The organism is Colwellia sp., assembly GCF_013214175.1.
Lineage (GTDB): Bacteria > Pseudomonadota > Gammaproteobacteria > Enterobacterales > Alteromonadaceae > Colwellia.
The window spans coordinates 24838-43890 of sequence record NZ_JABSPA010000002.1 but is presented as its reverse complement, the minus strand read 5'-3'; the positions used below and the strand labels follow the sequence as shown (position 1 = coordinate 43890).

15 protein-coding genes are annotated in these 19053 nt (G+C 38.2%); 6 read left to right on the top strand and 9 right to left on the bottom strand.

Going from position 1 to position 19053, the window contains the following annotated elements; translation table 11 throughout:
* Positions 1-11 precede the first annotated feature (11 nt).
* The 9 genes from HRT55_RS03385 to rpmH all read right to left on the bottom strand — a co-directional run bounded on the left by HRT55_RS03385 (position 12) and on the right by rpmH (position 9221).
* A complete protein-coding gene (locus HRT55_RS03385; RefSeq protein ID WP_291618896.1) occupies positions 12-818 on the bottom strand; it encodes a ParA family protein in 807 nt (268 codons plus the stop codon).
* 25 nt (positions 819-843) lie between these two features.
* The gene (gene rsmG, locus HRT55_RS03380) at positions 844-1473 is read right to left on the bottom strand and encodes a 16S rRNA (guanine(527)-N(7))-methyltransferase RsmG (protein ID WP_291611222.1); all 630 of its coding nucleotides are present in this window, start codon (positions 1471-1473) and stop codon (positions 844-846) included.
* 60 nt (positions 1474-1533) lie between these two features.
* Complete coding sequence (gene mnmG / locus HRT55_RS03375; protein ID WP_291618894.1) at positions 1534-3423, bottom strand: tRNA uridine-5-carboxymethylaminomethyl(34) synthesis enzyme MnmG; 1890 nt, start codon at positions 3421-3423, stop codon at positions 1534-1536.
* A 459-nt stretch (positions 3424-3882) separates the two neighbouring features.
* Positions 3883-4380 carry a flavodoxin domain-containing protein gene (locus HRT55_RS03370; RefSeq protein WP_291618891.1) on the bottom strand — a complete coding sequence of 166 codons (498 nt, stop codon included), beginning with the start codon at positions 4378-4380 and terminating at the stop codon, positions 3883-3885.
* A gap of 710 nt (positions 4381-5090) precedes the next feature.
* Entirely contained in the window at positions 5091-6506 is a 1416-nt protein-coding gene (gene mnmE / locus HRT55_RS03365) for a tRNA uridine-5-carboxymethylaminomethyl(34) synthesis GTPase MnmE (RefSeq protein WP_291618889.1), read from the bottom strand.
* 182 nt (positions 6507-6688) lie between these two features.
* Complete coding sequence (gene yidC, locus HRT55_RS03360; RefSeq protein WP_291618887.1) at positions 6689-8320, bottom strand: membrane protein insertase YidC; 1632 nt, start codon at positions 8318-8320, stop codon at positions 6689-6691.
* A 121-nt stretch (positions 8321-8441) separates the two neighbouring features.
* Entirely contained in the window at positions 8442-8690 is a 249-nt protein-coding gene (gene yidD, locus HRT55_RS03355; RefSeq protein WP_291611232.1) for a membrane protein insertion efficiency factor YidD, read from the bottom strand.
* Entirely contained in the window at positions 8657-9043 is a 387-nt protein-coding gene (gene rnpA, locus HRT55_RS03350; protein ID WP_291611234.1) for a ribonuclease P protein component, read from the bottom strand. The genes yidD and rnpA overlap by 34 nt, the downstream gene beginning before the upstream one ends.
* Before the next feature lie 43 nt (positions 9044-9086).
* On the bottom strand, positions 9087-9221 hold the full coding sequence (gene rpmH, locus HRT55_RS03345) for a 50S ribosomal protein L34 (RefSeq protein ID WP_019028786.1): 135 nt from the start codon (positions 9219-9221) through the stop codon (positions 9087-9089).
* Between the two features lie 443 nt (positions 9222-9664).
* Between rpmH and dnaA the strand changes: the two genes are divergently transcribed.
* The 6 genes from dnaA (at position 9665) to glyS (ending at position 18983) form a co-directional block, all read left to right on the top strand.
* Complete coding sequence (gene dnaA / locus HRT55_RS03340; protein WP_291618885.1) at positions 9665-11038, top strand: chromosomal replication initiator protein DnaA; 1374 nt, start codon at positions 9665-9667, stop codon at positions 11036-11038.
* Between the two features lie 44 nt (positions 11039-11082).
* On the top strand, positions 11083-12186 hold the full coding sequence (gene dnaN, locus HRT55_RS03335) for a DNA polymerase III subunit beta (protein WP_291618884.1): 1104 nt from the start codon (positions 11083-11085) through the stop codon (positions 12184-12186).
* A gap of 27 nt (positions 12187-12213) precedes the next feature.
* Positions 12214-13347, top strand: coding sequence for a DNA replication/repair protein RecF (recF, locus tag HRT55_RS03330; protein WP_291618882.1), 1134 nt, complete (start codon positions 12214-12216; stop codon positions 13345-13347).
* A gap of 9 nt (positions 13348-13356) precedes the next feature.
* Positions 13357-15798 (top strand): DNA topoisomerase (ATP-hydrolyzing) subunit B, encoded by a 2442-nt coding sequence (gyrB, locus tag HRT55_RS03325; protein WP_291618880.1) that lies wholly within the window; start codon positions 13357-13359, stop codon positions 15796-15798.
* A 177-nt stretch (positions 15799-15975) separates the two neighbouring features.
* On the top strand, positions 15976-16917 hold the full coding sequence (gene glyQ, locus HRT55_RS03320) for a glycine--tRNA ligase subunit alpha (protein WP_291618878.1): 942 nt from the start codon (positions 15976-15978) through the stop codon (positions 16915-16917).
* Positions 16917-18983, top strand: a complete 2067-nt coding sequence (glyS, locus tag HRT55_RS03315; protein WP_291618876.1) for a glycine--tRNA ligase subunit beta — start codon at positions 16917-16919, stop codon at positions 18981-18983. Before glyQ ends, glyS begins: the two co-directional genes overlap by 1 nt.
* Positions 18984-19053: the final 70 nt, after the last annotated feature.

Below are 19053 nucleotides of genomic sequence, written 5' to 3'. Positions count from 1 at the left end.
TTTCCTTTGCGCTAATTGGCGACACTGGCGGTAGCTTTCTGAGCTTTTTTCGCGGCATCATTTTTACGTAACACTTCACCAGCTAGGGCTAAATAGGCTTTAGCGCCGGTTGATGATTTATCATAATACATAGCTGGCGTACCAAAACTTGGTGCTTCAGCTAAACGAACATTTCGAGGGATAACACTACGATAAACTTTATCACCAAAATGACGTTTTAATTGCTCAGATACATCATTTGCTAAACGATTACGAGGATCGTACATAGTGCGAAGTATGCCTTCAATATGTAATTTGTCATTCACTACTGACGTTAACTTAGTGATGGTATCCATTAGGGCCGTTAAGCCTTCTAACGCATAGTACTCACATTGCATTGGCACTAAAACAGAATCAGCAGCCGTCATAGCATTAACGGTCAGCATATTTAGTGATGGCGGACAGTCAATAATAATAAAGTCATAAAAATCTTTTACTGGCGCTAAGGCGCTTTTTAATCGCTGTTCTCGGGCAAAAACTCCCATCAACTTTATTTCTGCTGCAGTAACATCGGCATTGGCTGAAATTAAATGATAAAGACCTGAAGTTTCTTTAATAACAACCTGTTCAACGCTCTGCTCTTCAACCAGTAATTCATAACAAGTGGCATGAACATTGTATTTATCAACACCACTGGCCATGGTGGCATTGCCTTGCGGATCTAAATCAATTAATAAAACTTTGCGTTTTGTCGCCGCCAATGAGGCCGCCAAATTAACCGCGGTTGTAGTTTTACCCACACCACCTTTTTGGTTTGCAATTGCTATTATTTTTCCCACAAGCGCCTCTATTTATATTTTGTTGCTAGTGCAATTTCTTCAAGACCAGTACATGGCGTTCACCAACCAAGTCAGGTACGATAATTTTATGACTGTCTACTAAAGTAATATTTTCAGGTAATTGGCTGATCTCATCCTGAGGATATTGGCCTTTCAGTGCAAAAAATCGTCCTTGCTCCGTGGTTATTAAATGCTGACACCAGCTTACCATATCATTAAGAGAAGAAAAGGCGCGACTCAAGACACCATCAAAAGGCTGCTCGCCTTGATAGTCTTCAACTCTTGCCTTCACTGGTGTGACATTAGTGAGCTTTAACTGAAAAACCGCTTGTCTAAGAAAGGTAATACGCTTGCCTAAACTGTCTAACAAGACAAAATTTCTTTCTGGATACAAAATGGCCAGTGGTATGCCCGGTAAACCAGGACCAGTACCAACATCGATAAAGTTTTCACCAATAAGTACTTCACCTACCATTAAGCTATCCATAATATGTTTGATTAACATATCACTAGGATCGCGAACTGAAGTGAGGTTGTAGGCTTTATTCCATTTGTTGAGTAGCTCAACGTATTGAATAAGTAAATCTATTTGCTGTTGAGAGACGACAAGCTGCGTTTTACTGATCAGTGTCGTTAATTGTTGTGTTAAATTCATTTTTATTTAGACCAGCTGACTAATTTAAAAAGTTAGTCAGCTCGCCCCTAGCTATTGCTTTTAGCCTAATTTGCGTAAAAGACCGTGTTTTTTTAAGTAAACTAATAATAACGAAATTGCCGCCGGAGTAATACCAGAAATTCGCGAAGCTTTACCAATAGTTTCCGGACGAGCATCAGTTAGCTTAGCAACAACCTCGTTAGAAAGACCTGAAATTTGCTTATAATCAAAATCTATTGGAATCAAAGTATCTTCATTACGCTTTTTCTTGGCTATTTCGTCTAGTTGACGATCAATATAGCCAGCATATTTTGTTTGAATCTCAATCTGCTCAGACGCCTGTTTATCAGCTGCTGCCGGACCTAAACCTTCAATTTTCATCAGATCGTCATATTTTACTTCTGGGCGACGGATCAAATCTTCTAAACTGGCTTCTTTACTCATCGGCGATTTTAACAAGGCATTGATCTGATCAATATTCTGATGATCCTTTTGAATCCAGGTAGATCGTAAACGTTGACGTTCAAGTTCAATATTTTCCATTTTTTCATTAAATCGTTGCCAACGAGCATCATCAACTAAACCGACTTTACGACCTAACTCGGTTAAGCGAATATCAGCATTGTCTTCACGCAACAATAAACGGTATTCAGCACGCGAGGTAAACATGCGATACGGTTCTTTAGTACCTAAGGTCGCTAAATCATCAATTAATACGCCTACATAGGCTTGGTCACGACCGAGAATAAATTCATCGCGCTCTTTCACTCTATTAGCAGCATTGGTTGCGGCAATAAGCCCTTGCGCAGCAGCTTCTTCATAACCGGTAGTGCCATTAATTTGACCGGCAAAATATAAGTTCTGCACAAATTTACTTTCTAAGCTCTGTTTTAAGTCGCGAGGATCGAAGTAATCATATTCAATGGCATAACCAGGACGAGTAATAAAAGCGTTTTCAAAACCTTTAATTGAACGCACTAAATCAATTTGCACGTCAAAAGGTAAACTGGTTGAAATACCATTAGGGTAGACTTCATGGGTAGTTAAACCTTCAGGCTCAACAAATATTTGATGTGAGTTTTTATCAGCAAAACGAGTGATCTTGTCTTCAATTGATGGACAGTACCTTGGGCCAACACCTTCAATTACGCCAGTATACATAGGCGATCTATCTAGACCATCTCGAATAATCTGATGTGTTTTCTCGTTGGTATGAGTTATATAACAGGATATTTGCTCAGGATGATCTGCGCGTGATCCCATAAAAGAAAAAACTGGACGCGGTGTATCACCAGGTTGCTCTTCCATCACTGAAAAATCTAATGATCTTGCATCAAGCCTTGGTGGTGTCCCGGTTTTTAAACGATCCATTCTAAACGGCATATCACGCATTTTTTCTGCGAGATTAACACTGGCAGGATCACCTGCTCGACCACCTTGATAATTATTTAAACCAATATGAATCAGTCCTGAAAGGAAAGTACCTACGGTAAGTACCACTGTTTTGGCTTTGAATTTAAGACCCATTTGTGTCGATATGCCAACAACACGATCATTTTCAAGGATCAAGTCATCGCAAGGTTGTTGGAAAATAGTTAAATTCTCTTGGTTTTCCAACACGTTTCGAACATAAGATCGATATAAAACTCGATCCGCTTGAGCACGAGTGGCTCTCACTGCTGGACCCTTACTTGAATTTAAGGTTCTAAATTGAATGGCGCTATGATCAATGGCCGTTGCCATCAAACCACCGAGAGCATCAATTTCTTTAACAAGATGCCCTTTGCCAATACCACCAATGGCTGGATTACAAGACATTTGGCCTAGAGTGTCAATGTTATGAGTTAACAGCAACGTTTTGCAGCCCATACGTGCTGCTGCAAGTGAGGCTTCGGTTCCCGCATGTCCACCACCAACAACGATTACGTCATAAGACTCTTGATACCACATAAAATCACAATCCTGCTTGGTTAAAATTAGTTAAAGTTTTTATTTAAAAGCGCATAGCAAAATTTGCATCACTCAAAAATTATGGAACGTATTTTAACGCTTTTTTCTCTTCAGGGATACGATCAAATTCGTAAAAAAGATCGGGGTAGATCTTTAATATATATAAAGAGATCTTTATAAAGATCTTATTATTATTACTTATTAGGATCATAGTTTTCTGTGGGTAAGTACTTTTTCCTTATATTTATTAACGAGTAACACCAATGATAACCTTGTGATCAAGCTTTGATCAACCAGCAAATAAGCTTTGATCAAAAGTGCTAGTTATCCACAGGCATATTTAAATGTAATTTAATCCACTGAATAATAATAGAAAAATAACCGGTTATTCACTGTTTTATCCACAATGGTAAAAAATAAGATCATAAACTGTGAATAACTTATGGGTAACTGATCGTGCTAGATCGAAAGTAGATCTATATTTGTACTGATCCACTGCTGTGCTAGATCTTCTGGATCAATGTCTTCTGACATATCAAAGGTTTTAATAGGCACTATCTCAACACAACCCTTTGAAATCATTAGTTTTGATAATTCTTTAGCTGCTTTGCAAAAAGTATCATAACTAGAATCTCCGATCCCTATGATTAAAAAACTAACCGTGGATAGATCTTGTTCACAATTACTTAGATCACTGACAAATTGCATGATGTTGTCAGGGTAGTCACCGGCACCATGTGTAGAGGTACAAATGATCCAAAGAGGGTTTTTGTCGGAATTACTGTGTTTTTTTTGTTCGTTAATGCTCGGGAAAGTATTATTGAGGATGCTTTTAAGATCAGGTTTAAGGTGAATATCAACCTTATGATCAAGATCATTTAGGGTTTCTTCACAGGCTTCAGCAACATATTCTGTGCCACCAAGCATACTGCCAACAATGATTTGAATTGAGCTCATAGGGGTCTCTTTTTAATAAAACGGGGCTATTTTTAGCGATAATATATAGGCAGTTATTGTATTACTTCAGCACAGATAAACAATAATCAATGTATAGATAAGCTTAAATTGGAGGGGAAATAGGGCACTTAAACCGCTATTTTGTGCATTTTTTAGTGTGCTATAGGCTGTTATAACCCGTTATGACTGTCAAAAAGGCCGTGAATAACGGTATAAATCATTATTATTAAGGGCTTCAATAGCGATAATACGGACTATATAATTATTATATATGAAAGAAATTATGTGCAGTTATCGAGACGCAGGTAAGCTCCCAAAGGACAAAGACCTAATAAAAGGTAAAGGCTTACAAACTGCGTTATTGATTTTGATAAGGACGCTGTATGGATGCAGCTTAATAGAGAATGCAGACGGTACAGGAAGTAGCTTATAGACAATGCAGGAGCATATTATCCTGAGCTTATTCTCCTGAATAATCATTATCTTCAATCAATGCATTGCCTCTAAGCCTTTTAAAGCTCGCTGAATGGGAAGAAACTTATTGGAATTGGTATAAATAACGGACGGTTTATTGCTGGACGGATAGATATTTTGCCATAACTAACAGTAATTAGTTAGTCAGTGAGAACCGGGGGATTGAGTTGCGTTAGTAGTCGAGAGAGCAGTAGTAGAGGTAAATTAATACCTTTACTACTAAAAAAATAAGTCCGTTATTTACCAATACAAAAAGAGCTGAATATTTTACCTAGCAAATCATCACTAGTGAATTCACCAGTGATTTGATCTAACTCTTGCTGACAAATACGTAACTCTTCAGCCAATATCTCACCGGCGACGTAAGATTCAAGTTGCTCAAGTCCTATTAGTAAATGTTGATGAGTATTCTCTAGCGCAACTAAATGGCGTCTTCTTGCCATAAAGCCGCCTTCAGTACTACCTTGGTAACCCATAATGGTTTTTAAGTGCTCTTTTAGGCTGTTAACGCCATCACCAGTTTTAGCTGATAAGGTAATGATGGCGTGCTGCGTGCCATCGGTATCGGTAAAATCGCTAAAACCTGTTTTAGCATTATTCACGTCGGCTTTATTTCTTATCAGTGTAAGACCCATGTTTTCCGGTAGTTTGGCAAAAAACTCAGGATAGTAATCTTTTATATCTTGTTCATCTTCTAAGACACTGTGATCTTCACTAGCATCAACCATTAATAACACGCGATCAGCTTTTTCTATTTCTTGCCAAGCACGTTCAATGCCTATTTTCTCAACCACATCATCACTGTCTCGTAATCCTGCGGTATCAATAATATGTAATGGCATGCCATCAATATGAATTTGTTCGGCCAATACATCACGGGTAGTACCGGCAATATCGGTAACTATCGCCGTTTGTTTACCACTTAAGGAATTTAGTAAACTTGATTTACCGGCATTTGGACGACCGGCAATCACTACGCGCATACCCTCACGAATAATACTGCCTTGTTGTGCTTGCTTACGAACATCTTCTACCTTGCTGATAATAGCTTTTAAGTCAGTGACTATTTTTTTATCGGCAAGAAAGTCAATTTCTTCTTCTGGGAAGTCTATGGCGGCTTCTACATACATGCGTAGGTGAATAATATTTTCGACCATTTCATGCACTAGTTTTGAAAAATCACCTTGTAAAGAGTGTAGGGCAGAGCGAGCTGCTTGCTCAGAACTAGAGTTAATTAAATCAGCGATGGCTTCTGCTTGGGTTAAATCAAGTTTGTCATTCAAAAAAGCTTGTTCGCTGAACTCTCCAGGTTTAGCCATAATGACCTTCGGTAGCGCAAGAATTGCTTTAAGTAGCATATCTAATATAACCGGACCACCATGACCTTGAAACTCAATAACATCTTCGCCGGTAAATGAATGTGGTGCTTTGAAAAAGATCGCGATACCTTGGTCTAATATTTGTGCTTTATCTGTTGATGCGCTATCTGAAAAAGATAGATATTCAGCTTTTCTTACTTCAGGTATTTTACCTAAAATAGCTTGCGCAACATTTTTGGCTTCTGGCCCAGATACTCTAATTATACCTACGCCACCACGGCCAGGTGCGGTTGCTTGTGCGGCTATTGTTGTTGTGTGAGAAATTGATGTCATGGCTAGGTAATTAATTTGAGCTGTTGAATACTGGTATTTTACTTTATTTCAAAATTAATACCAATTTCATTAAATTATTGCTGAGTGGCAATTGTTTTTAATGCTCCAAAATAAAAAAGGCGATTACTGTTAAACAGTAATCGCCTTTTTATTTATTAGTATTTTGTTAACTAAATACTAGGTTAAGCAGCTTGTTCTGCTTTTTTCTTGGCAATACCAGCAAATATTATTTTCATTTGCGCAATTGAAATCAAGTTACTGACTAACCAATAAAGTACTAAACCTGATGGGAACCAAGCCATAAAGATTGAGAATACTACCGGCATGTATTGCATGATTTTTTGCTGCATTGGGTCTTGAATGGTCATAGGCTGCATTTTTTGCATAACATACATACTTGCACCCATTAGCACTGGTAATACAAAGTAAGGGTCCATTGCTGATAAATCTTGTATCCAGAAGAAGAACGGCGCATGACGTAGTTCAACACTTTCTAAGAATACCCAGTAAAGCGCTAAGAAAATTGGCATTTGCAGTAATAATGGTAAGCAACCGCCTGCAGGATTCACTTTCTCTTTACGATACATTTCCATGGTGGCTTGTGACATCTTTTGTCTGTCATCGCCAAAACGTTCTTTTAGCTGCGCCATTTTTGGTGCTAAATCACGCATTTTAGCCATTGAGGTATATTGCGCTTTAGTTAATGGGTACATACCACCTTTTACAATTAAGGTGATGATAATAATAGCCACACCCCAGTTAGTAACAAAGCTTTGGATAGTTAGTAGTAACCAGAATAATGGTTGGCTGATCATAAATAAGAAACCATAATCTATGGTTAAGTCTAAGTTATCAGCTATTTTCTCTAGGACTTCTTGATCTTTAGGGCCAACATAAAATATTGCAGAAGTTGAACCTTGCTGACCAGCATCAATAATAACGGCTGGAGCTTTAAAGCCAATTACCGCCTCAAAGTTATTACTGTAACTGGTATAAATTTGGTTATTCTCTTCAGCCTTTGGTACCCAAGCAGAAACGAAGTAATGTTCAAGCATAGCAACCCAGCCGCCAACCGTTGCTTTAGTTAAGTTAGCGTCTTGAATATCATCAAAGTCATATTTCTCGTAACGCTCTTCACTGGTTGAATAAGCAGCGCCACGGTAGGTTGGTAACATGCCACCACCTGTATCGACCATGGTAGATTGTTTAAGTTGACCATACATTTGTACCGAGACACTATTTGCTGTGTTGTTATCGATGATGTATTCAACATTAACGCTGTAGCTATTTTTATTAAAGGTAAAACGTTTAGTTACCGTCATACCGCTAACATCGTTAAAAACTAAATCAATGATTAAGCTATCATTGATTAATTCATAATCGGTTTGCGCAGTGGTATAGATTGGGCGACCTTTAATAAGACGGTCAATACCATTAGCACCGGTTAAACCACTTTGAGCAATATATTTTTGATTGCCATTCTGCATAACGGTAAAGGGAATACCATTGCCTTGCTCGGTATCGTAGTTAAGTAATTTTACTTCTACGATATCACCACCTTGACTATTAATTTTTAAGTTGAATGTGTCTGTGGTCACATTGATTAACTTGGCAGAAGTCTCGCCTGATTTTACAGAACTTATTTGTGCATCTGATGATTCAGGCACGAAGTCTGCGTTAGCATTTTGACCAGACTGATTTTGGCTAATACTTGTTGGTGCAGCTATTGGGGCGTTTTGTTCCTGCCATTGACTAAACAGTAAGTAGGTAACAACCATAAGCGCAATAAAAAGTAGACTGCGTTGGGATTCCATAAAATTTACTTCTCTTCTTTGTGATGGCAGGGGAACTTCCCTTGCATAAATTAAATATGATAAGTGTGCGGCATTTTAATATACGTTAGCTTGATAACCAACACTCTTTTAGTCGAGCGGGCTATTTATTCTTTTTATCTAGTGGTACAGGATCTTCGCCGCCTTCATTGAGCGGATGACATCTTAATATACGTTTGCTTGCTAACCAACCACCTTTTATCACACCAAAGCGATTAATTGCTTCAGTAGCGTAGGCAGAGCAGCTTGGAGTGAATCGACAATTAGGACCTAGTAACGGGCTAATAAAGCGTTGATAGCCTTTTATTCCGGTAATTACTAGCTTTTGTGGCGTTGAATTATTTTTCGCCATATCTTCTCTAATTCTTGATTTATCGTATTGTTATCAAGTTGATCAATGCCTGACTTTACCATAACGACTATATCGATAGCAGGTAAATCATGTTGATTAAGACGGAAGCTTTCTCTGATTTGCCTTTTTATGCGATTTCGTTGTACAGCAAGTTTTACGCGTTTTTTGGCAATAGCTAAGCCTAAACGGTTTTTGGCAACTGAATTATTTTTATCAGAGACGAGAGTATGAGGTTTTAGTGTTACTAATAAAGTAAAGTGGCGAGAGCCAAAACGGACAGGTTTAGAAAAAACTGTCTGAAAATGACCGGGAGTCAACAAACGTGACTCCCGATTAAATTTGTAAGTAGCCATAGTCTGACTACCTTATATCAAAAATTGTAAACAAGGTTTGATATTATGCGCTAAGGCTTGCACGGCCTTTGGCACGGCGACGAGCTATTACAGCACGGCCGTTTTTAGTTGCCATGCGAGCACGGAATCCGTGGTTACGCTTACGCTTGAGTATGCTAGGTTGAAATGTTCTTTTCATTACGCTAATCCGTCGGTTGTTGTTGCCCTGGCGAAAAAGCCTTTTGAGCACACTGGTCTAAAAAAAGAGGCAGAATAGTAAAGCTTAATAGAGCAATTGTCAATCATTTATGTGAGCTGTTTTCATAATGATCATTGGTTTTAAACTAGAGGATCATCGTGATCTTTATTGCTATTGGCAATTATATTCACAGTTTTATCACATTGCAGTTTAGCCATCTGAATAACTAATTCTGTTAAATGCTCATTTAAAGAGAAAATCACCAATAAAAAGCAGAGTTTTTTTTGTTGGTAATGTTGCGTTATACGTCATATTAACAGTGTGTTAGCTGTAGATGAATGAAAAAAGTGTAGAATAGTTAAAAGTCAATATTGCACTTGTGGATAACTCAATAGATAATAGCCCTCAGAAAAATAATTACCTAGTAACTACTGGAGTTTTGGTTGGATCATTCCCCTTGGCAACGATGCCTCTCTGTTCTGCAAGAAGAATTGCCTGCTCAGCAATTCAGCATGTGGATCCGGCCCTTGCAATGCGTTGTTAATGACAATGTTATGACTTTATATGCACCAAACCGTTTTGTTCTTGACTGGGTTAGAGATAAATACGTCAATCGAATTAATGAACTTCTCACCATTAATGAAGCTAATAATCCATTATTGCTGCGTTTTGATGTTGGCAGTAAACCGGTTGTTAATAATATTTCTATAGCCGCAAGAACTACGGGTAACGAAAGTCTGTTTGCTAAATCTATTCTTGCTCCTCAAGTTGCAGAGCCTGAAAGTAATATACCTAAAAAAACCAATATTCGATTAAATTACACTTTTGATAATTTTGTTGAAGGTAAATCGAATCAACTTGCTCGTGCTGCGGCCTCGCAAGTTGCAGATAATCCTGGCACGGCCTACAACCCTTTATTTATATATGGTGGTACCGGCTTAGGTAAAACACATTTATTACACGCAGTTGGCAACGGTATTTTACTTAAAAATCCCAATGCTAAAATTGCTTATATGCATTCAGAACGTTTTGTCCAAGATATGGTTAGAGCATTACAAAATAATGCTATGGAAAAATTCAAACAATACTACCGATCTGTTGATGCATTACTCATTGACGATATTCAATTTTTTGCTGGTAAAGAGCGAACCCAGGAAGAGTTTTTTCATACTTTTAATGCTTTACTTGAGGGAAATCAACAGGTTATTTTAACTAGTGACCGTTATCCAAAAGAAATTAATGGTGTTGATGACAGGTTGAAATCTCGTTTTGGCTGGGGCTTAACATTAGCCATTGAACCTCCAGAGCTTGAAACGCGTGTTGCTATTTTAAAACGTAAGGCGCAAGAGAGCCAAATCAATCTAGCAGATGAAGTTGCTTTTTTCATCGCTAAACGCTTACGCTCTAATGTCCGAGAATTGGAAGGGGCATTAAATCGTGTTATTGCGAACGCGAATTTCACTGGGCGTGCTATTACTATCGATTTCGTCCGTGAAGCATTACGTGATTTATTAGCACTACAAGATAAATTAGTGACTATCGATAATATCCAACGCACAGTTGCTGAATATTATAAAATTAAAATAGCGGATCTGTTATCAAAACGACGAAATCGTTCAGTTGCTCGACCTCGCCAAATTGCCATGGCATTATCTAAGGAATTAACTAATCATAGTTTACCTGAAATTGGTGATGCTTTTGGTGGCCGAGATCACACAACTGTTTTACATGCTTGTCGAAAAGTTAAATCTTTACGCGAAGAAACGCATGATATTAAAGAAGATTATTCTAATTTGATCAGAACACTTTCGTCTTAACCTTTGTATAAAATAAAAATACTAGCATTTAAGCAGGTAACAAAATGAAGTTTTCATTGAATAGGGAATTATTACTTAAACCATTATTATTGGTTTCTGGTGCCGTAGAGCGAAAAAGCACTTTACCCATTCTAAGTAATATACTTTTTGAAATAAGTGGTCAATCACTTACTCTGACAGCGACAGACTTAGAGTTAGAAATGGTTGCTTATGCAAATGTTGATAATCAAGGTGATGATGGCAAACTTACTATTCCTGCCCGGAAATTATTAGATATCTGTAAAAGTTTACCTGATAACTCATTAATTTCTTTTGAGTCCATTGATGAAACGATAAAGTTATCGTCTGGTCGTAGTCGTTATTCGTTGTCAACGTTACCAGCGGTCGACTTTCCTAATATAGAGGAATGGCAGGGCGATGTTGAATTTAAGCTGTTAAAGTCTGAATTTTTACGCCTAATTGAAAGTACACATTTCTCCATGGCCAACCAAGATGTGCGTTACTATTTGAATGGTATGTCCATTGAATGTGAAGGCAATGAAATTCGTTCAGTGGCTACCGACGGTCATCGTCTGGCTATCTGTAAAATTTCAAACGACACGCTCGCTTTACCGGCCAGACAAGTTATCGTGCCGCGTAAAGGTATTTTAGAGATTATTCGTTTACTCGCTCCGGTTGATGAGTCAGTAAAAATATTCTTAGGCACTAACCATATACGTATTATTGATACTGAATTTTCTTTTACCAGCAAATTAGTCGATGGTCGTTTTCCTGATTATCGTCGTGTATTACCTCGTAATGGTGATAAGGTTTTTGAAACTAATAAGGATGCGTTACGTCAGGTACTTTCACGTGCATCAATATTATCGAATGAAAAATTTAAAGGTGTACGTCTAAATTTCTCTGAATCAAATTTAAAAATAACAGCGAATAATCCTGAGCAAGAACAAGCGGAAGAAGAAATTGAAATCCATTTCCCATACGGTGATTTAGAAATCGGTTTTAACGTAAGTTATGTACTTGATGTATTGAGCGCTATTAAAGATGAGCAAGTTAAATTTACTTTGGCTGATGCTAATAGTAGTGTTGTTATCGAAGGTAGTAATAATGGCGAAGCGCTTTACGTCGTTATGCCGATGCGTTTATAGTTTTCAATAAAGTTATTATATCTACTGATGAGTGTTGCCAAACTTACGACTTATAATTTTAGGAATTTATCATCGGTAGCTATAGATCTTCATCCTAAGCTTAATTTCTTTGTTGGAGATAATGGTAGTGGTAAAAGTAGCTTACTAGAAGCTATCTTTTTTATTGGTCACGGAAAGTCTTTTCGAACCACTAAACTTGAGCATCTAGCAAGTTACGAGAGCGATAACTTTGTTGTTAGTATTAAAGACGATAATGATTTACAACTTGGTCTTAGTAAAAATATAGATTCAGGTCTTACGTTAATAAAGATTAACGGTGAGCGACATGCTAGATTATCTGAGCTAGCCAAAAATATCGCAGTACAAATAGTTACCCCAGAAAGTTTTAAGCTTTTTTTTGGTGGGCCAAAAGAACGTCGACGCTTTATTGATTTAGGTATGTTTCACGTGAAACATGACTTTTCCAAACAGTGGCGTGAATTTAACCGAGTGCTTAAGCAGAGAAATGCTTGTCTTAGAAATCACTTAGATGATTCCACCTTAGATTACTGGACAAATATTTTTTGTCAGTTGTCGGAAAATGTTGCCCAGATAAGATCACATTATGTAGCAGGTTTAATTGCAGAGCTACCTTATTGGTTGGCTATCTTATTACCTAATATAGCTGATAAAGTGACTGTACAGTATTTACAGGGCTGGCCACAAAAAAAGTCTTTGCTTGAAGCTCTTCATGATAGTCATGAAAGAGAGCAAGCTTACGGTTACACCTTATATGGTGCACATAAATTTGATGTGAAATTCCTCATTGCAAAGCAGCCGTTAGAAAGCCAGCTTTCAAGAGGGCAACAAAAGTTGTTTTTATTGGCATTAACATTTGCACAAGCTAAATTGATTGCAAGAGTTAAGCGAGTAAAACCAATTTTACTTATTGATGATATAGGTGCTGAGTTAGATAGTAATTCAAGGCATGCTTTATCAAATGCAACGAGTAAATTAGATTGCCAAGTGGTAATCACGGCAATAGAGGAAAGTGTGCTACAACCTTTTATAAATGACCTTAGTGTTATTAATAATAAGGGTAGCGACAATAATAATTATCATATGTTTCACGTGAAACATGGTGTTATATTACCTGTGAATAATTCAGTAATGATTGAGTAGGCTAAAACTATGACAGTAGAAAATGAATATGGTTCGTCCAGTATTAAAGTACTAAAAGGACTTGATGCAGTACGAAAAAGACCTGGTATGTATATAGGTGACACGGATGATGGCACTGGTTTACATCATATGGTTTTTGAGGTTCTAGATAACTCAATCGACGAAGCATTAGCAGGGCATTGTTCTGAAATTGTGGTAAAGATTCATTTAGATGGTTCAGTATCTGTGCGCGATGATGGACGTGGCATTCCGACGGATATTCATCCAGAGGAAGGTATCTCTGCCGCTGAAGTTATTATGACTGTTTTACATGCCGGTGGTAAGTTCGGTGGTGAAGACTCAGGTTATAAAGTTTCCGGTGGTCTTCACGGTGTGGGTATTTCAGTGGTAAATGCCTTAAGCTCAAAACTTAAGTTAAACATTCGTCGCGGCGGTAAGTTGTTTGAACAGTTTTATCATATAGGTGTTGCGGAAGCGCCACTGGCAGAAGTTGGTGTAAGTGATAAAACGGGTACTGAAGTTCGTTTCTGGCCAAGTACCGATACCTTTACTGATGTGTTATTTCACTATGATATTTTAGTTAAACGTATCCGTGAGTTATCTTTCTTAAATTCAGGTATTTCAATACGCTTAATTGATGAACGAGAAGAAGGTAAAGAAGAGTTGTTTTGCTACGAAGGTGGAATACAAGCCTTTGTTAATTATTTAAATACCAATAAAACAGCCGTTAACGAAGAGATATTTTATTTCGATTTAGAGCGTGAAGACGGTATTATTGTTGAAGTAGCAATGCAGTGGAATGATGGTTTTCAAGAAAGTATTCACTGTTTTACCAATAACATTCCTCAACGGGATGGTGGTACTCATCTAAGTGGCTTTAGAACAGCACTAACCAGAACACTTAACTCTTATATGTCTAAAGAAGGCCTTAATAAGGGTAAAAAAGGTGGCAATGAAATGAATGCTACGGGTGATGATGCCCGTGAAGGCTTAACTGCGGTTATTTCGGTTAAGGCGCCTGATCCAAAATTCTCGTCACAAACCAAAGATAAACTTGTTTCATCTGAAGTGAAAACTGCAGTAGAACAAGCGATGGGCGAAAAGCTAGGTGAATACCTGTTAGAAAACCCTTCAATTGCGCGCACCATCATTATGAAAATAGTTGATGCGTCAAGAGCCCGTGAAGCTGCTCGTAAAGCCCGTGAAATGACCCGTCGTAAAGGTGTGTTAGATATCGCCGGTTTACCGGGTAAGCTAGCTGATTGTCAGGAAAAAGATCCTGCTTTATCTGAAATATATATTGTGGAAGGAGACTCTGCTGGTGGTTCAGCCAAGCAGGGACGTAATCGTAAAAACCAAGCCATATTACCGTTGAAAGGTAAAATTCTTAACGTTGAGAAAGCACGTTTTGATAAGATGATATCTTCTCAGGAAGTTGGCACGCTAATAACAGCACTAGGCTGTGGTATTGGCCGTGATGAATATAACCCTGAAAAGTTACGCTATCACAGTATTATCATCATGACCGATGCCGATGTCGATGGTTCTCACATCCGTACTTTATTATTAACATTCTTCTATCGTCAAATGCCAGAAATTATGGAACGTGGCCATATTTTTATTGCCCAGCCTCCACTTTATAAAGTGAAAAAAGGTAAGCAAGAGCGTTACATTAAAGATGATGAAGGTCTAACCGAGTACTTAACAACACTAGCACTCGACCATGCCTCAATTCATGTTAATGAAGATGCACCGGCTATATCGGGTGCTGGCTTAGAACAGTTAGTAAATCAATATCGCAAGACTATGGATATAGTTAAGCGCCTATCTAGACAGATGCCTGCTGATATTTTAGAAAAAATGATTTATAGCAGCACTATCACAGCGGAAGACTTTACTGACGAAACTAAAGTGCAAGCGTGGACCAAAGATCTAATTACGCAACTAGAAAATCAAGATGGTAACGGCTCAATCTATCAAGCTGAAGTAAAGCATAATCTAGAGCGTAATATATATTATCCGAACTTTATTGTCAGACAGCATGGTATTGATAAAGAATACCATTGTAGTTATGAATTTTTACAATCAAAAGAGTTCGCGGCAATTATGTCACTAAACTCGGCAATTAATGGCTTGATGGAAGAAGGGGCTTACGTTAAACGTGGCGATAAAGTTAACCCTGTAGAAAGCTTTGATGAAGCTTTGACTTGGTTGATGGCAGAGTCGAAACGTGGTCAATACATACAACGTTATAAAGGGCTAGGGGAAATGAACCCTGAACAGCTTTGGGAAACTACCATGGATCCTGATACGCGCCGTATGTTACAGGTAACAATCGAAGATGCCATTGCTGCTGATCAACTGTTTACTACCTTAATGGGTGATCATGTAGAACCGCGTAGGAAATTTATAGAAGATAATGCCTTAAGAGTTTCAAACTTAGATGTATAGTTATTGTTAAAGGTAAAATAAGATGCCCGGTCTTCATGTCCGGGCATTTTTGTAGGATAAATACTCTAAAAAAGCTATAATCGTCACCCGTAAAAAACGCAAGATAATTTCCCGCAAATATTATTTGCTCAATTAATCCGTTTGGCATTAAATAAGACAAAAGTGAATTAGAACACCATGACAACTTACAATAGTAAAACTTTTCAAGGCTTAATTTTGCAATTGCAAGATTACTGGTCACGTCAGGGTTGTGTATTAGTGCAACCTCTTGATATAGAAGTTGGGGCAGGTACCTTCCACCCAATGACTTTCTTACGCTCAATTGGCCCAGAGCCAATCAGCAGTGCCTATGTACAACCTTGCCGTCGCCCAACGGATGGTCGTTATGGTGAAAATCCAAATCGCTTACAGCATTACTATCAATTTCAAGTGATGTTAAAACCGTCTCCTAAGAACATTCAAGAGCTTTACCTCAACTCATTAAAAGAGTTAGGTGTAGATCCGCTAGTACATGATATTCGCTTTGTCGAAGATAACTGGGAATCTCCGACATTAGGTGCTTGGGGCTTAGGCTGGGAAATTTGGCTTAATGGTATGGAGATCTCTCAATTTACTTATTTTCAACAAGTAGGTGGCTTAGAGTGTACGCCAGTTACCGGTGAAATTACTTACGGCCTTGAACGCTTAGCTATGTACATTCAAAATGTCGATAGTATATATGATCTTGTTTGGACTGACGGCCCATTAGGGACTATCTATTACCGTGATATTTTCCATCAAAATGAAGTGGAGCAATCTACTTATAACTTTGAGCACGCAGATGTTGATGCATTATTTAAGCAGTTTGATCAGTGTGAGAAAGACAGCCAAAAACTAATTGAAGCTAACTTACCATTACCTGCTTATGAGCAAGTTATGAAGGCATCACATGCCTTTAACTTACTTGATGCTCGTCATGCAATATCTGTGACTGAACGTCAGCGTTATATCTTACGTGTACGTGCCTTATCGAAAGCAGTGGCACAAGCCTACTACCAGAAACGCGAAGAGCTTGGTTTTCCATTATGTAAGAATAATGAAGCCAGTACTACACAAGCTTCAGCTAAAGGAGAGAAATAATGACTACTGAAACACTCCTTATTGAGCTTGGTACAGAAGAGTTACCACCAAAATCATTAAAAACATTAGCGATAGCTTTCTATGACAATATTAAAAGCCAGCTTGATAGCCATGATTTAGCCTATAGCGATATTAAATGGTTTGCTACCCCACGCCGTTTAGCGGTACAAGTTTTTGATTTAGTTGATAAACAACAAGATAAAACCGTAGAGAAGCGTGGCCCAGCAGTGAATGTTGCTTTTGATGAGGCCGGTAATGCCAGCAGAGCCGCACAAGGTTGGGCAAAATCCAATGGTATTGAAGTTGAGCAAGCTGAGCGTCTAGTAACAGATAAAGGTGAGTGGTTACTTCACCGTGCCACAGTAGCCGGTAAATCAGTTACTGAATTAGTACCAGCGATGGTAACTACGGCATTGAATAAGCTACCTATTGCTAAGCCAATGCGCTGGGGAGCAGAGCGTATTCAGTTTATTCGTCCTGTGCACACCTTAACTATGTTATTTGGTAGTAAAATTATTGCTGGTGAAGCCCTTGGAGTAAGTTCAAGTAACCAAGTACAAGGCCATCGCTTTCATCACGAAGGTTTAGTAACCCTTAATCATGCTAATGATTATCAAGCAGAACTAGCCAAAGCTTATGTAGAAGTCGACTTTGAGCAAAGACAAAGCAAAATTGTTGCTCAAATAAAACAAGTTGCTAAAGACATTGATGCGGTTGCCCTTATTGATGAAGAGTTACTAAACGAAGTCACAGCACTGGTTGAGTGGCCTGTTACTTTAGTAGGCACATTTGATAAAGACTTCTTAAATGTTCCTGCAGAGCCGTTAATATACTCGATGAAAGATCATCAGAAATATTTCCCAGTTACCGATCACAAAGGTCAATTGGTTAATAAGTTTATATTTGTTGCTAACATTGAATCTAAAGAGCCAAATACAGTGGTATTTGGTAATGAAAAAGTTATTCGTCCACGCTTAGCGGATGCTGAATTCTTCTTTAAAACAGATAAAAAGCAAAGCTTAGAATCAAGACTAGACAGCCTTGAATCAGTATTGTTTCAAAAACAACTTGGTACATTGAAAGCAAAGTCTGAACGAATTGCGACATTATCTCAGTTCATTGCCGAGCAATTAAATGAGAATGCCCAAGATGCGTATCGTGCTGGTTTACTCAGTAAAACGGATTTGATGACCGAAATGGTTTTAGAGTTTCCACAAGTGCAAGGCACTATGGGTAAGTACTATGCTTTACATGATGGTGAAAATGAAAATATTGCCCAAGCATTGGAAGATCAATACCGTCCACGCTTTGCTGGTGATACTTTACCAGAAGCTAATATTGGCTGTGCAGTTGCCATCAGTGACAAGATTGATACCTTAGTAGGCATCTTTGGCATTAATCAGGCACCTAAGGGTGATAAAGACCCATTTGCGCTACGAAGAGCTGCCATTGGTAGTATTCGTATCATAATCGAAAAGCAGCTCGATTTAGACCTATCCGCATTGATTAAAAAAAGTATCGAATTATTCGGTGATAAATTAGTTAATGAGAATACCGCCAGCGATGTGCTTGATTTTATTATGGGTCGCTTCCGCGCCTTTTATCAAGAACAGGGCATCAGTGTTGATGTTATCCAAGCGGTATTAGCGAAAAAGCCAAGTGCGCCACTTGATTTTGAAAAGCGTATTAAAGCGGTTACTTTCTTTGGTGAGCTACCTGAAGCGGCGACACTTGCTGCGGCCAATAAACGTGTCGGTAATATCTTAGCAAAATTTGATGGTGAGCTATATCAAGCATTCAATCAAGATTTAGCAACGGAACAAGCAGAGCAAGATCTAGCTAGTATCTACCAAGAGATAAGCTTAAAAGTAGCGCCGTTAATGGCTGACAAAAATTACCAAGCAGCTTTAACTGAGTTAGCACAACTTAAAGCACCAATAGACACTTTCTTTGATAACGTTATGGTAATGAGTGATGATGAAGCGGTTAAAATTAACCGTTTAACATTGCTGAATGAAATTAGAAATAGTTTCTTTGCTATCGCTGATATTTCAGTGCTTCAGTAATAAACCAGATAAAAATATTGATAAAAGGTCATGGCAACATGGCCTTTTTTTATGTCTAAAATTTGATAAC

Bases quoted from the DNA above. Each gene is read 5' to 3' on its own strand.
- rsmG (WP_291611222.1), bottom strand. From the start codon at position 1,473: ATGAATTTAACACAACAATTAACGACACTGATCAGTAAAACGCAGCTT.
- mnmG (WP_291618894.1), bottom strand. From the start codon at position 3,423: ATGTGGTATCAAGAGTCTTATGACGTAATCGTTGTTGGTGGTGGACAT.
- HRT55_RS03370 (WP_291618891.1), bottom strand. From the start codon at position 4,380: ATGAGCTCAATTCAAATCATTGTTGGCAGTATGCTTGGTGGCACAGAA.
- mnmE (WP_291618889.1), bottom strand. From the start codon at position 6,506: ATGACATCAATTTCTCACACAACAACAATAGCCGCACAAGCAACCGCA.
- yidC (WP_291618887.1), bottom strand. From the start codon at position 8,320: ATGGAATCCCAACGCAGTCTACTTTTTATTGCGCTTATGGTTGTTACC.
- yidD (WP_291611232.1), bottom strand. From the start codon at position 8,690: ATGGCGAAAAATAATTCAACGCCACAAAAGCTAGTAATTACCGGAATA.
- rnpA (WP_291611234.1), bottom strand. From the start codon at position 9,043: ATGGCTACTTACAAATTTAATCGGGAGTCACGTTTGTTGACTCCCGGT.
- rpmH (WP_019028786.1), bottom strand. From the start codon at position 9,221: ATGAAAAGAACATTTCAACCTAGCATACTCAAGCGTAAGCGTAACCAC.
- dnaN (WP_291618884.1), top strand. From the start codon at position 11,083: ATGAAGTTTTCATTGAATAGGGAATTATTACTTAAACCATTATTATTG.
- recF (WP_291618882.1), top strand. From the start codon at position 12,214: ATGAGTGTTGCCAAACTTACGACTTATAATTTTAGGAATTTATCATCG.
- gyrB (WP_291618880.1), top strand. From the start codon at position 13,357: ATGACAGTAGAAAATGAATATGGTTCGTCCAGTATTAAAGTACTAAAA.
- glyQ (WP_291618878.1), top strand. From the start codon at position 15,976: ATGACAACTTACAATAGTAAAACTTTTCAAGGCTTAATTTTGCAATTG.
- glyS (WP_291618876.1), top strand. From the start codon at position 16,917: ATGACTACTGAAACACTCCTTATTGAGCTTGGTACAGAAGAGTTACCA.